At 54.4% G+C, this 13,177-nt stretch carries 7 protein-coding genes and 2 pseudogenes; 5 read left to right on the plus strand and 4 right to left on the minus strand.

The annotated features are described in order from the left end of the window. Positions 1 to 3: 3 nt before the first annotated feature. Positions 4 to 624: a lysophospholipid acyltransferase family protein gene (locus AC4PS6_RS10610; RefSeq protein ID WP_032901856.1), complete on the plus strand. Its 621-nt coding sequence runs from the start codon at positions 4 to 6 to the stop codon at positions 622 to 624. Between the two features lies 1 nt (position 625). Continuing rightward, a pseudogene (locus AC4PS6_RS10615) lies at positions 626 to 1,297 on the plus strand (phosphatidate cytidylyltransferase); the annotation flags it as partial. 255 nt (positions 1,298 to 1,552) lie between these two features. On the opposite strand, the gene AC4PS6_RS10620 reads toward AC4PS6_RS10615, so the two are convergent. Then, entirely contained in the window at positions 1,553 to 1,780 is a 228-nt protein-coding gene (locus AC4PS6_RS10620; protein WP_492180784.1) for a hypothetical protein, read from the minus strand. 283 nt (positions 1,781 to 2,063) lie between these two features. On the opposite strand from AC4PS6_RS10620, the gene AC4PS6_RS10625 reads away from it, so the two are divergent. From AC4PS6_RS10625 to AC4PS6_RS10635, 3 genes are all read left to right on the plus strand, one after another. Further along, positions 2,064 to 2,558: a hypothetical protein gene (locus tag AC4PS6_RS10625; protein WP_492180785.1), complete on the plus strand. Its 495-nt coding sequence runs from the start codon at positions 2,064 to 2,066 to the stop codon at positions 2,556 to 2,558. A gap of 1,025 nt (positions 2,559 to 3,583) precedes the next feature. Continuing rightward, positions 3,584 to 9,763: a hypothetical protein gene (locus AC4PS6_RS10630; protein WP_492180786.1), complete on the plus strand. Its 6,180-nt coding sequence runs from the start codon at positions 3,584 to 3,586 to the stop codon at positions 9,761 to 9,763. Next, positions 9,717 to 10,322, plus strand: coding sequence for a hypothetical protein (locus AC4PS6_RS10635; RefSeq protein ID WP_492180787.1), 606 nt, complete (start codon positions 9,717 to 9,719; stop codon positions 10,320 to 10,322). The genes AC4PS6_RS10630 and AC4PS6_RS10635 overlap by 47 nt, the downstream gene beginning before the upstream one ends. A 395-nt stretch (positions 10,323 to 10,717) precedes the next feature. On the opposite strand, the gene AC4PS6_RS10640 is transcribed toward AC4PS6_RS10635, so the two are convergent. The 3 genes and pseudogenes from AC4PS6_RS10640 to AC4PS6_RS10650 all read right to left on the minus strand — a co-directional run. Then, on the minus strand, positions 10,718 to 11,488 hold the full coding sequence (locus tag AC4PS6_RS10640) for a helix-turn-helix domain-containing protein (RefSeq protein WP_492180788.1): 771 nt from the start codon (positions 11,486 to 11,488) through the stop codon (positions 10,718 to 10,720). Positions 11,489 to 12,066: 578 nt separating this feature from the next. Further along, complete coding sequence (locus tag AC4PS6_RS10645; protein WP_492180789.1) at positions 12,067 to 12,459, minus strand: DUF6957 family protein; 393 nt, start codon at positions 12,457 to 12,459, stop codon at positions 12,067 to 12,069. 122 nt (positions 12,460 to 12,581) lie between these two features. Beyond that, positions 12,582 to 12,904 (minus strand): annotated as a pseudogene (locus AC4PS6_RS10650) (GNAT family N-acetyltransferase); the annotation flags it as partial. Between the last annotated feature and the right edge of the window lie 273 nt (positions 12,905 to 13,177).

Consider the following 13,177-nt stretch of genomic DNA (forward strand, 5'->3'; position numbering starts at 1 on the left):
CTCATGTTCGAACCCGTGGTCGCCACGCTGATTACCTCCATGGCCCGCACCGTCACCGGCGCTCGCAGCCTGTGGCTGGGGTGCGCGCCAGTGCCGGTGCAGCGCATCTATTTCGCCAACCACAGCAGCCACGGTGACTTCGTGCTGGTGTGGGCGTCACTGCCGCAGAACCTGCGCAAGTTCACACGCCCGGTGGCCGGAAGTGATTACTGGAACAAGAGCGCGTTGCGCCGCTACATCATCAACCGCGTATTCAATGGCGTGCTGATCGACCGCGAGCGCAAAGAGCCTGTGGATAACCCACTGATGCCCATGCTCGCGGCCCTGGAAGGCGGCGATTCGTTGATCATCTTTCCCGAAGGCACGCGCAATCTGGAGGATGGCTTGCTGCCGTTCAAAAGCGGCTTGTACCACTTGGCAAAGAGTTACCCACAGGCCGAATTGGTCCCTGTGTGGATAGCCAACTTGAACCGGGTCATGCCCAAGGGTCGCGTATTGCCATTGCCGTTGTTATGCACCACCAGCTTCGGTGCCCCCCTGCAATTGGAAGAAGGCGAAGACAAAGCCGCCTTCCTCGCCCGCACTCGCGACGCCCTGCTCGCCCTTGCCCCGGAGCATTCCTGAGATGGATAGCCAAACCCTGATGTTATTTGGCGGCATCGGCGCGATCCTGGTCATCGCCTCGCTGATCGGCCTGATCCTCAAGCTGCGCACCCGTGGCAGCCCCAACGCAGTTATCGACAACCTCAACGCCCGCATCAACGCCTGGTGGGTGATGGTGGTGGTCATCGGCATCGCCTTCTGGCTCGGCACCGGCGCGGTGATCCTGCTGTTCTACGCGGTGTCGTTCTACGCCCTGCGCGAATTTCTCACCCTCACGCCCACCCGGCGCAGCGACTACCCGGCCCTCGTGGCCGCGTTCTACCTCGCCCTGCCGCTGCAATACCTGCTGATCTACGCCGACTGGTATGGACTGTTCTCGATCTTCATCCCGGTGTACGTGTTCCTGCTGCTGCCGATCCTCGCCTCCCTGGGCGGCGACAGTACGCACTTTCTGGAACGGGCATCGAAGGTGCAATGGGGGTTGATGATCGCCGTGTTCTGCGTGTCTTTCGTCCCGGCGCTGCTGACATTGGACATACCGGGTTACGAAGGCCGTAACCTGCTGCTGATCGCCTATCTGGTGATCGTGGTGCAACTGTCGGACGTGTTGCAGTACGTGTGCGGCAAGCTGTTCGGCAAACACAAGATCGCGCCCAACCTGTCACCGTCGAAAACCGTGGAAGGTTTTGTCGGCTGGAGGCTAATAATATAGTTTGACACAAAGCCCCCCGTAATTCGGGGCCTCCAGCGACGCGGCCTACCGCTGTGAGCGAATTATAGTTTGACACAAGCAGATGGTTCGGCGGAAAAAAGCACTCTACTGCGCTTAATATAGTTTGACACAAACAGAGACGAGTTCGATTCAAGCAACCCAACAATGCTGTAGGTCCTCCGCGCGCACGTCCAGTTGCCTGGAGCTGATAAGCGGCGCGTCAGTGGAGATCGTTTTTCACACGAAATTTTCACCCCGTCGCCGCTCGGGCGCGTGGTGACAACCCTGAGACAAACCCAAGGTAACTGCTGACTGTGTCTCGCCGGCATCAGCCAAGGCTGTTTGTGCAGAGGCCTCAACCGTCTCGATCAGTTCCCCAATCCCCAACTGCAGTGCTGGTGGGAAATTGCACACCACCTGAGCAACTAATTTCATCGCCACCGACCAGTCATTTGCATTCGACATGACTAGGCGTTTGCGCGAGGCTCGACCAACCCACTGCATGCCCTCGACCGGCTGGAGCCGACCCATAGCTGCCTCTCGCGAAGGGTAGCAATCGGCCAGAAGCAGTCATTCAATTCTCTACTAAATCAGAGGCGATTCAGGGTGGCACGCCGTAAAGACAAATGGCCATTTGTCATCACCCTGACTATTATTGACCGTCACTATCTGCCTACTAGGTAAATCGCCGCGTCTCCCCCGTTGAGCGGGGTCGACATGCAGCGGGCTAATAAGCCAAGGAATTTACGTGTTCAAAACTTTCGCTTTAGCGCTTACCCTCGCGTGTCTGTTCGGCTGCGATCAACAACCCCTTGTCCATAGCGTGAAACCCATAAGCACCCTTCAAGAACAGGAACACGCCCTGATGATTGGTAAATGGTACGGCGAAGCGACAACCCTCGACGGTAAACGTACGCAGCAACTGAGCGAGCGCCGCGCCGATGGCGTCTTCACCGTGAACTTTCGCGTGACCGACAAATCCGGCCAATGGATTGAGCAAAAGGAATTCGGCTTATGGGGAGTGTCCGGCAAGATCTACTTCACCATCACCACAGGGAAGCAAGTGGGGGATGAGATCACTCACGCCATCCCAGGAAACCCTCACCTTAATGACGCGTACGAAATCATTGAGTTAACCGCCACTACGTACCGCAGCAAAGCGCAAGACGGTGGCAACGACTTCACCCAAAAAAGAGTGGACGACGGGTTTCAGTTTCCTGCGATTCAGGTGGTCAAGCCTTGATGATCGCTCCGACTTGTCCGCTTTGGGTCGAAAGCGGTCACTCCCCTGAACGGCGGCTTTTAACCCAGGCTGTGTGACAACGTTCGGCGCGATCCTGCTGGTTAGAAAATCACAAGAATTTCACGCTCCTGCAATGCCATAGCGCAGTTTTGCCACTATTCAAACTACCAACAGGCTTAGCGCCGTGGAGGTGATCAACTAAACGATGGCCGCTACAGCTATGAGGTTGCGGAGGCTCGCTAGGCACTACCAAAGCACAGCGCGATAGGCCGCATGCCTACATCCATCCCCAAGCGGTTGCTCTGAGTGGGAAGCGGCCACTCACGGCAGGCCTCCACCGACCCGGAGCTGTCGCTCATCAGGCTGGATTGGTCGCTACAAGCCATCATGCGGTCCGATGAGCAGTGGAGGTCAGATGGGCCGTAGGCGGACCGCGCCACTCGTGTGGGGCTTCCTGGCGACATCTTGGCGGGAGCCGGCAGTTGGCGTGTCATGCCTGCGACCAACTGGGCAATGCAGAGGGCACGTACGAATCGCAATCGAAAGACAAGAATTCCTGACATCTGACGGAAATCGTTGCCCCACTTTTATGTCTCAAAGGATCATCCCGCTTGCTAGGCCCTGTAATATCGATCAAGGGTGTTAGCGGCTCAATCCACGTGTGCCCTCTCAAGCCGATTTTCCAAGGATAGGACCAGAAGATGGATCATGATGATGTCGCGGGAGCGAGGGCGTCGAATGCGGGAGACGACTTTCACGTTTTGTGGGCGCTAAGCCATGCTTTGAGAGTTCTCGACTCGTCCTCAGAACTGAGGGCCGTTACGGTGGAGGGAATTCCGGTGCCCGCACGATCGGGAGCTTGGGAGGGAGTGGACGTCGCGCTCTTCTATGGTGGCGATGCACTGCACAACGCCACGCGTGTCGAGATTCAGCAGCTCAAGTACTCGACAACATCACCTCGGACCGCCTGGAGCGTTGCGCGGCTCGCTCACTCCACTAGGAAGAGCGGTGGCAACAACTCAGTTATGGCGCGCCTGGGCGCGGCCTACACTGAGGTTCTGAAAGTCGCGCCACAGCTCTCGCCTGCGGATGTCAAGGTCAAGCTCGTCAGCAATCAACCGATTCACGACAGAGTGCTGCAGGCACTCAGCGCGACTCGTAGGCCGGATGCCAACTCAACTGCCGTTGAAGACCGAAAGACATTGTGCAAGGCCAGTGGGCTAAGCGAGAAGGATTTTTCGCGTCTCACCAAGGCTCTGGACTTCAGCGAGTGCCAAGGTCCGTCTCGGTTTGAAATGAATCACCGCGTCATCTCAGCAATTGGAAGGGTAGCAGCGTCCGAGGCACGCCAGGCCATGCTAGAGCTGCGCCACGTTGTCTATTCACGCATGCTTCCAGGTGACTCATCGCCTATCACTAGAGCTGTGATTCTCGGGGCGATGTTCGTCGGTGACCCACAGGCGCTACTTCCATGCCCTTCGCAACTAAAAACCGTGGACGATGTGGTGCCCCGAGCGAGCATTGCCTTGCTCGCGCGCGAACTGGCAGTTCAACAGCGTGTCTGTCTTCATGGTGAGGGAGGATGCGGGAAGACCACCGCTCTGCTGGACCTGAAAGACAAGCTTCCCAACGGTTCAGAGTTGGTAGTTTTCGATTGCTACGGTGCCGGTCGTTACTTGGACTCTGACGGACAGCGACATCTTGCTCGTCACGCGTTGCTGCACTTGTGCAATGAGATATCAGCAAGGCTAGGTGTACCTGTCTTGGTAGCCGCTTCGACCTCGGTGGACTACGTTCGCGAGTTCGGTTCCAGGTTGCGCATGGCTGCGGAGGTCGTCCGGGCGCGCGACGCCGATGCTCTGCTTGTGATAGCTATCGATGCTGCCGACAACTCCGTGACGGCAGCTCAGACTCGCATCCCGCCGGAGCGCAGCTTTGTGCACGATGTCGTAGGGCTTGGGGCGCTTCCACCAAACGTCAGGATCGTCGTTGCCGCGAGGACTGGTCGCTTGGAAACTCTGCGTCTACCGACAGGATTCGCGTTCACTCCTGTCTCCAACTTCTCGTTGACCGAGGCATCTGAATTCATAAAACGGCGGTGGAACGCGGCTCCCGATCGCTGGATAGAAGATTTGCACTTTCTATCGGGTGGAAATCCTAGGGTGATGAGCTACGCCTTCGACTACGCAGGAAAGCGGCCCAAGAATGCGCTGGCTTACCTTAAGCCAAGCGGTAAGGAGCTTGGGCTGATTTTCAGTGAGCGCGTGAAGGAAGCATTGCGCAAGGGCGGCGACTCCGTGGAGTTTGGGAAGCTGTGCGCGGGTCTAGTAGCGCTTGCCCGGCCCATTCCGGTAAAGCATCTTGCAGCGGTCTTGGAGGTCACGGAAGCTCATGTCCACGATCTGTGCAACGACCTTACCCCTGGCCTTCGTCGGGAGGGAGACCATCTGTTTTTCGCTGACGAGGACTTTGAAGCGTTCATTTCTGAGCGCGCCGAAAGCTCTCTTGCGCGGATTCGAGCATCAGCCGCGGCATGCCTCCTCGCTAGACACGACGAAGATGAGTATTGCGCAGAGCACATCGCCGCCGCGCTGCTAGCCGCCGGCGACAGAACTGAACTCTTGAGGCTCGCTCAGTCGCATCCTGAGCCGAGACCCATAAAGGACCCTGTTAGACGGAGAGAAGTCCAACTACAGAGGCTGAAACTCGCAATGCGTGCTGCAAGGGAGGCAGGGCGCCGCTCGGAAGCCATCCTTGTACTCCTGCGCGGCGCACGAGCCCTCCGTACGGATGAGGCTGTTCGCAAGATGCTTACAGATAATCTCGATCTGTCTGCTCGCTTTGCACAAAGAAGTCTTCGCAAGGCGGTCCTACAAAACCGAAAGTACGTCGGACTTCACGGGCGCACGCTGAGCCACCTGATGCTGGACGCAGCGATACGTGGCGATGGAGTTCGCACGCGAGACTGGCGGCGGCAATTTCTTGCTTGGCTTGAGGCCTACTTTCAGCAACGTGAAGAGAATCGAGACGCTCGGGTGAACTGGACGTTGAGCCATGATGAACTTGCGGCCGAGGGCGAGGCGGTCTTGCGTACAGAAGGCGTTCGTGAGGGAATTTCCGTACTGCGTCGTTGGCAGCCTAAGACTCTTATGCCTACGGTCATAAAGATCATCACGCAAAGACTCCTCTCGTCAGGGGAGAGCGGTCTCGTTGAAGAAGTGCTTACGGAGCTACAAGGTGCGCCGGTTTGGGACGTGATGATCCGCATACCGCTTGCGCTCGCAGGCAAGGAACCCGGAATAGATCAGTTGCAGAGGAACATCGGACGCTGGGTTCGGCGCGGCTGGCTCGGTACTGGGCCATCGACGTCCTCCGTAGAGCATCATAGGGGACAGGGGGCCCTGATAGAGCTTCTGCTGACTGGCGCAGAGGTGGTCGCAGCAAGGCGAGGAGTTGTCAGCGAAGTTCGTCAGGTTCTTGAGGTCATTGCAAGTGCTTCCAACAGAACCCGCGACCGGGTACATCTGAGCTCTTATGACTTCATTGACGCCACACTACGAGCTCACTCGTTGCTGAGACTTCTCGAAGGCGAGGATGCAACCGTTGATTCATACTTTGGGCCCGCCAATTCCAGGGTGCCAAAAGACAGCAAAACCACCGCCAAAGTCAGTACAAGCAGCGAAAATGAGCGCGCAGAGAAGATCGAGAAGTATGTGCGGGATTTGCTGCCCGTGTACAACGCCCGAGCGAAATGCCTCGTCCCGTGGACCGACCGCCAAGCGGAATGGGCAAAACTTGGAGAAGCGGTCACCCGCTACGGTCGTAACGATTATTCGACGCGCAACGAACACAACGTTGCAACCATGGCGAAGCGGATCGGTCAATCAATAGCGGCGATGTTGCACCTGTCAGACATTGGGGCTGAAAAGTGCGCTGAGCTTGCTCGTGCTTCAAGCCGGCCAAAGGACGGTCAGTTTTCACACGAAGAGTTGGTCACCTTTCATACGCTTTCGCTGCATAGCGGCACACATGATTTGGTCCTCCAAAGTGCCGTATCACATGCAGTCGCGGTCAAAAGCGACAAGGCACCTGCCACTGATAGAGCTGAACGACTGGTGAGATTGGCAAGAGTGCTCAGCTCCATTAGTCCTGATGACAGCGAGGCGATCTTCGCCGAGGCGTCAGCGGTGCTCGAAGACGTCGACGTTGACAGCATCTTTCACCTGGAGATGCTTGAACCCTTGGCGGTGACGGCCACAAGCGGGCTGGGCACCGACGGGCGACGAGTTGTGTCATGCCAGCTTGCGGAGTTCACAGCAAATATCTGGCATGTGTTGGGTGACCACGAAGGCTTCCCGTGGCAAGCCATAGCTAGATCACTCGCCACGTTAGATCCATGTGTGGGCTTAGCGGCTCTCGGTCGATGGGACGACACCGGCCAGGTGCGCGCACACCGAATGCTTCCGGATACCCTTAAGGTGTGTCTCTCAGCGGGAACAATATCAGTGCCGTCCGCCCTTCCGCTTCTGCATCTAGGAATCGACGTAGACGGTGACTTGCTTGTGCTGCTTGCCAAGCAGCTTCTCGGATCGCGGCACTCCACCGACAATCCCGCAGTAGCAGAGGAACTGGCCAGGCTGACTGTACTGTCAGTTGACGGCCACAGCGGGATGTCTGGGGTTAGGGCAATGACGGATATAGCGCCCGCTTCGCAGTCCACTTGGTGGGTCAATAGCGGAAGGAAGATGCTTCAGTTTTTTGACGGACAGGCTGTTGCTCCTGACGAGACTAAGGATACAGGCGATTCGTCCCATGACTATCCATCATCCGATGTTGTTTGCGCTGCGGTTCTAGCTGGCGGTCGACACATCACAGCGGCGGAGATCGAAGCAACGCTTCTTCGGGCCCAAGAGGAGGCGAAGCAGCGTCAGCGCTATATAGATGCTTCGGATGTACTGCAGGAGATTCGTCGAGGCATCCGTCCTGCCGACCGTCGAGCGCATCTCGAATCGCTCGCATCGTGCAACATTCGTCGTCGGCAGAAAGACTTGGCAATCGCGATCGCCGAGGCCATCTCCGAATGGGTCAGCACTTCTCCGGCAGTCGCTGGCTGGTGCCGCGAGAGGCTGCCCACGGTTATGGTACAACGCCTACCGGATTTCTTCGTCGGAAACCACTGGGGGGGTGAGAACATTCTTCCTGCAATGCTTTCCGAAAGCGGGCTATCCAACGAACAAATTTGCGATTTGCTCATAGAAGGCCTTGAACTGCATGCCAGCCAGTGGGATGCAGCATCCGTGTACGGAATGCTTGCAGTGCTAGGTGGGTTTATCACTCCTACGGAGGCCGCTGACGCATTGACGAGGCATCTGAACAAGGAAGTAGAGGACTTGAAGAATAGGGATGACGCGCTTGATCGTTTCGGAATCCCTGTAGGTATTGACGAGTCAATAGCTCGCCTTCTCTACGCGATGCTTGGCGACGTAGATCTTCGAGTGCGTTGGAATGCAGCTCACGCATTAAGAGCCGCTGGGCGACTGAGTCAGAACGCCATCGTTGATGCCGTAGTTGCACAGTGGGAACGATCGGTCGAGCCTGACTTCCGAGACCCCAAAGCGCAGTTTTTCTGGCTTGCCGCTAGACTGTGGCTGCTCATTGCTCTCGAGCGTGTGGCCGAAGAATCCCCTGCCGCTGCCGCGAACCACGGACACCGTCTTTTTGAAATCGCCACCAATCAAACCTTTCCCCATCTACTCTGTCAGCATTTTGCAAAAGGTGGTGTGGTTGCACTACTTAGGGCCGGGCATCTCCGGCTGAGCTCAGCAGAGACATCCTTGCTGGAGGGAGTCGCCAAATCCGCGCTGCCATCCATCCCATCAACAGGCCGCAAGGGATTTGGCCGATTTGCGAGCCAAGACGGGCGACGCTTTCGATTCGACTCAACGGACACGCTTCCCTACTGGTACGACGATCCTCTCAAGCTCTTTGCCGATGTAAGTGGTAATGAGTTCTTGGACATAGCGGAAAGCTGGATTTTGGACCGGTGGAAGGTGGGAACGGATTCATGGATGTGGGCCAACGAAACAAGGCAGCATCGGTTCCGAAACGAGCATTCCGCAAGCTCCCACAGGCACGGGTCTTTGCCGACTATTGAGCGCACGCACACGCATTTCGAATGGCACGCCATGTGGTGTGTTGTCGGAGAGTTGCTCCAGACTAGGCCACTTGCCGAGTCCACAGAGGATCGCTGGCGCGACTGGGATTATTGGTGGTCCCGTCGTGGTTTGACGGAACCACCCTATTGGCTGTCGGATCTCCGCGGCCCTAAGCCGCTTGAACCTCGTCTGTGGTTTTCGGTGAATGATAATGATAAAAGTTGGCTGAAACGCGTGTGTCAGCAACATTTACTCGAGGAACTGGGGTTAAGTGACTCTGACTCTGATGTCGTGGTGGCAGGCCACGCCTATGGGGCGCAGGGTGAGAGAAGGTCAACGTTGAACATCTACAGCGCCTTGGTGCCGTCCGAAACTGCCTCCGCGCTAGTTCGGGCTCTTCAGACAATTGACAACGCCTGGGACTACAAGATTCCAGAGCAGGACGACCATCTTGAGATCGATGAGGCACCCTATCAGCTGATTGGCTGGCTGCATTACCCAGAGCGGGACAACAGGCTAGATGGAGACGATGCCGTTCGACGGGAGGTGTCCTCGTGTGCGGTGAAGCCCGGAGCCAAGGTGTCGAAAATACTTGGACTCGTAGGCGCCAAGGATGGCCAGTCTGATCGCTGGGTCGGGGCCGACGGTGAAGTGAAGTTCAGGTATGTCGCTTGGAGCGATGACATTTCTGATTCGACGCTCAGGTATTCATCCGAATATCCGCGGTCATACGGTTATCGGCTGATTGGTTCAAGGTCTGCGATTCAAGATTTCTTGCTAGAACGGCAAATGGACCTTGTGGTTGAAATTGATCTGACTAGGAGGATGGGTGACGGATATGGCATTGATGATTCAGAAGAAAAAAAGAGTGCATCGTACGACCTCGTCGTCGTCCTTCGTAGGGACGGACGTATCGAAGTTGCCGATGGGTGTGTTGGAACTTGGACAGCATCTCGTGAAGGAGCTCAACCTGCAGGACGGCGTGGACACATTAGGGCGATGGATGGCACACCATCTCGCCGAACTCCTAGTTGCAGCAAAAAACGCTGACGATGCTGAGCGCCCTGCTGCAGAAGACCGTGTCGCCAATCTGATCCTGAGGATTTGGGATCATAGAGGGGCCGAACCAATGGGCATCAACCCACTCGCTCCCTACACAAAGGCTGCACAAGTTTTAGCGGCGATCCATCCAAAAGACAGATTATTCACGCCCTTGATTCTGCGGGAAGCGCCGTCGCGCAGCGCCCGCTCGTTGGAGATATTCGATTTGGCATCAAGATTGACGGTCTTGAGCCTTGCGGACATCTTACCGACCCATCCACCGGGTGTGGAGAAAATCGTCGAGCAGTTCTTGTCAAGTCCAGAGAAGGACTTCTTAGCGGCGGCTAGAGCGACCTATGACCTACTCGCAAGTAACATCTCCAATAACCCTGGTAAAAGGAAACGTTCCGCCAAGACAGACTCTGAAGAGATTGAACGCTCGCGTTCAGAGCTACTGCAGAGGTTGCAAATCGCCGTGGGAGAGCTCGTTGAAAGCTCCCCCAAAAATGTAACTACCGAGACGGTCGGTGACATACCGCGTCAAGCCAAGTCAAAGCGACGGACTTAAGTATGTCTTGCTAACCAGAAAGCCACTTTATTTTAGCCACTCAGTTGTAATGACATCGAAGCTAAGATTTTTCCACTCTTCCTTCCACAGCGCTCAATATGGGATATTGGCAGACGATGGCGCGCTGGGTCGCAGACGTCGACTTTGTTTATGACATCGATACTTCGAGCACGTTGCTGGCTGAACAGGAGGCTACGAAAGTTTCTCGGAAGAAGTACCGTTTTGTAGAACTTTTCTCAATTAAGTCGGTTTGAGTCACTGATTCTCGAAGCACTACACTGCAGTAGTTGGAATCAGCACAGTAAGAAATGAATCGGGTGAGGTCGTTAGTAGATGATTACGTATGCCTCATCGCAATACATCTCCTTACGGCCTCAAGTTAAAGTGGTGATATATTATTCCTCATCAAATATAAGTAGACTCAGTGTGCTGTATAGCAACTCATCGTCAAGTCGTTTTTGTGACCAAATTCCGCTCATGCCGTCTCTATAGTGAATAAGCCAGTGCGTGTCATCTTTCTCATATTTCAACATGAGCGATAGTGTTCTTTGGGGGTTTTTCCTAAAGTACAGAGAATTAGAGCTTATCTCTACTACGCCCTGACCAAGTGCGCTAAGGTAACTTGGTCCTGTTGGGGTAAAATTAATATTTATATCGCCATGGCGGACTTCTGTGCCGAGCACCTCTGCATGGCAATATTTAGTGTGTACTACTTTCTCATACTGCCGGACAGAAAGTTTGCTTTCCAGCTTGGCCTTGATTTCGTTTGATAGCTTATTTGCTTCAGTTTGGAAAAATATTAATCGATCTTCGTCATTTTTTCTTTGCTTTTGCAAATTGGCCTGTTGTTGTGAGATCTCTGCGTTAGCATTTGCCTGCGTTGCTTCTAACTTTTTGAAGAAAGAATTTTCATTTTCCATTGCATTTGTTTCCTTGGTGATATCAATTGTTCCTTCGCCATCAGACGTGTAAATTCTGACAGATAGGGTCATCCCCAACGCTGTGACATATTTTTGTAGCGAAGATAGTCTAATGTCGTTGCAGTCATCCTCCATTTGCTTCAGTGACGGCTGAGCAATATTCATCCGGAGAGCTAATTCCCTTTGAGATAAGCCCTCTCGAATTCTTAGTGAACGTAAATAAACGCCAAGAGTTTTATTTCTCACTTACCCTTCTCGATCAATTGATAGCCTTTAACCTATCACTGATTCTATCCTTCAGCAATACTGATTTCTGGCCCTTCTAGCATTTTTCTGACCTGGGCTGCATATGATGAAGCTTCCCTCAGCGACCTCCTTCGCTGCCGCACCACCCGTCACAGCGTTGACTCGCTCTGCATGGGCATCTCCTTATCCATGCACGGCTTTACTTCCGCGTGCGCCAGCGGATGTGCGAGGACCTTCTCGATGTTCTCGAATTTGGCACCAGGCAACCGGAGTGTGGAACCAGCTGGAAATCAGTTGCGTAAACCTCTAAAAAAATGGCTACAGGAGAAACGTTATCGCCAAGTGCACCAGCTATCTAGATATAGGCACCCACCAAAATATACGTAACCATCTGTTAAATATAAAAATATTGGCAACTTGATTAGTTAATCTGAGATGGCCTTAAAATGCGAGTTTTTGCCTGTTTTTTGATCAATTTGAGCTCAAGTGTAAATTCCAATGCGCTCAAGCTCCTCCTATCGAACGAACACATGTGCAGCGAAGCCAGCTGACTTATGAGCACTCGTTGGTGTAACGGCTCAACACAAGCTAAGTGCTATTTCGAGATCTGTATGCAGCCTTCGACCGGCCCCCATCAATACATAAATCGTATTCTTCGTCTCAAATAGACACCCATGAGTGAAAGAGACAGCCACCGTAGTTCTCACCCAGTCACCGTGTGAAAAACGACCTTTGCTATCTTGAATAACGGTCAAAGCGTAAACCAGAGCAGGGATCAGCCCCCTGTCGATGATGGCTTTTCGCTGACGCGTTGTTACTTTGATGTCCAATATTGCCCAATCAGCAACAAGACAATAGGTACGGGAAGGAAAATGTAGATTGGCGAGTGCCACGGCATCTGGGTCAGCGAGTGGGCACCCGTTTATGTTCTCGCCTGCAGAAAGCAGTGAGGTAAACCCTGCAAAATTCATTCGTTCCTCCTTCCGATCGAAAAATCGATTCGAACGAGAATCATCAGTCAGCATAGCTCCCAGTGAATCGCTCGGTTCCGATGCCGACGAATAGCAGTAGGGTCATCTCACAGCTTGTCCCTCTACACTCCCTTTATCTCACTGAACGGAGTGATTCTTTTGGCGGTGCCAGAGCGCAAAGTGGTTTGGGCCAGTAGCCCACGCTATGCCATTGGCCGTGCTTGAACCCAACCTCAGAGTAGGTGCCGATGTGGGTGAAGCCGAGCGCTTCATGAATACCTATGCTTCCCGCGTTGGGTAGGGCGATGCCGGCATAGGCCGCATGAAATCCCTGTTTCCCCAGGACGGGTAGAAGCTGCTGATAAAGAGCACGACCAACCCCTTTTCGATGCACTGCCGAGTCGACATACACGGTGACATCCACCGACCAACGATAGGCTTCCTTGCAAGGTGTCTAGAGAATCCGGGGCGATTCATGCTGCTGAATTAGTAGGCTGTGCTCCTCTCTCTGACGTTTTCACTGACTCTCCATCGAAAACGTTTCAGAGCCTAATTACCGATCTTCTGTGTACGGGAAGAAACGGGCGTGCGACGGCAAGAATCGCGAACACTCGTGAGGAAGTCTATGTGATTATAGAGTCAGTCAAGACTTGTTTCAGGAGGCTTGAAATGATTGTGGAGCAAGATGTGGTCTGCGCATCTCTTGTAGAGATCAACA

The organism is Pseudomonas sp. DW-iso17, assembly GCF_058725345.1.

Coding starts and splice junctions, on each gene's coding strand:
- AC4PS6_RS10610 (WP_032901856.1), top strand. CDS start 4: ATGTTCGAACCCGTGGTCGCCACGCTGATTACCTCCATGGCCCGCACC.
- AC4PS6_RS10630 (WP_492180786.1), top strand. CDS start 3,584: ATGGCGCGCCTGGGCGCGGCCTACACTGAGGTTCTGAAAGTCGCGCCA.
- AC4PS6_RS10645 (WP_492180789.1), bottom strand. CDS start 12,459: ATGAATTTTGCAGGGTTTACCTCACTGCTTTCTGCAGGCGAGAACATA.
- AC4PS6_RS10635 (WP_492180787.1), top strand. CDS start 9,717: ATGGCACACCATCTCGCCGAACTCCTAGTTGCAGCAAAAAACGCTGAC.
- AC4PS6_RS10620 (WP_492180784.1), bottom strand. CDS start 1,780: ATGTCGAATGCAAATGACTGGTCGGTGGCGATGAAATTAGTTGCTCAG.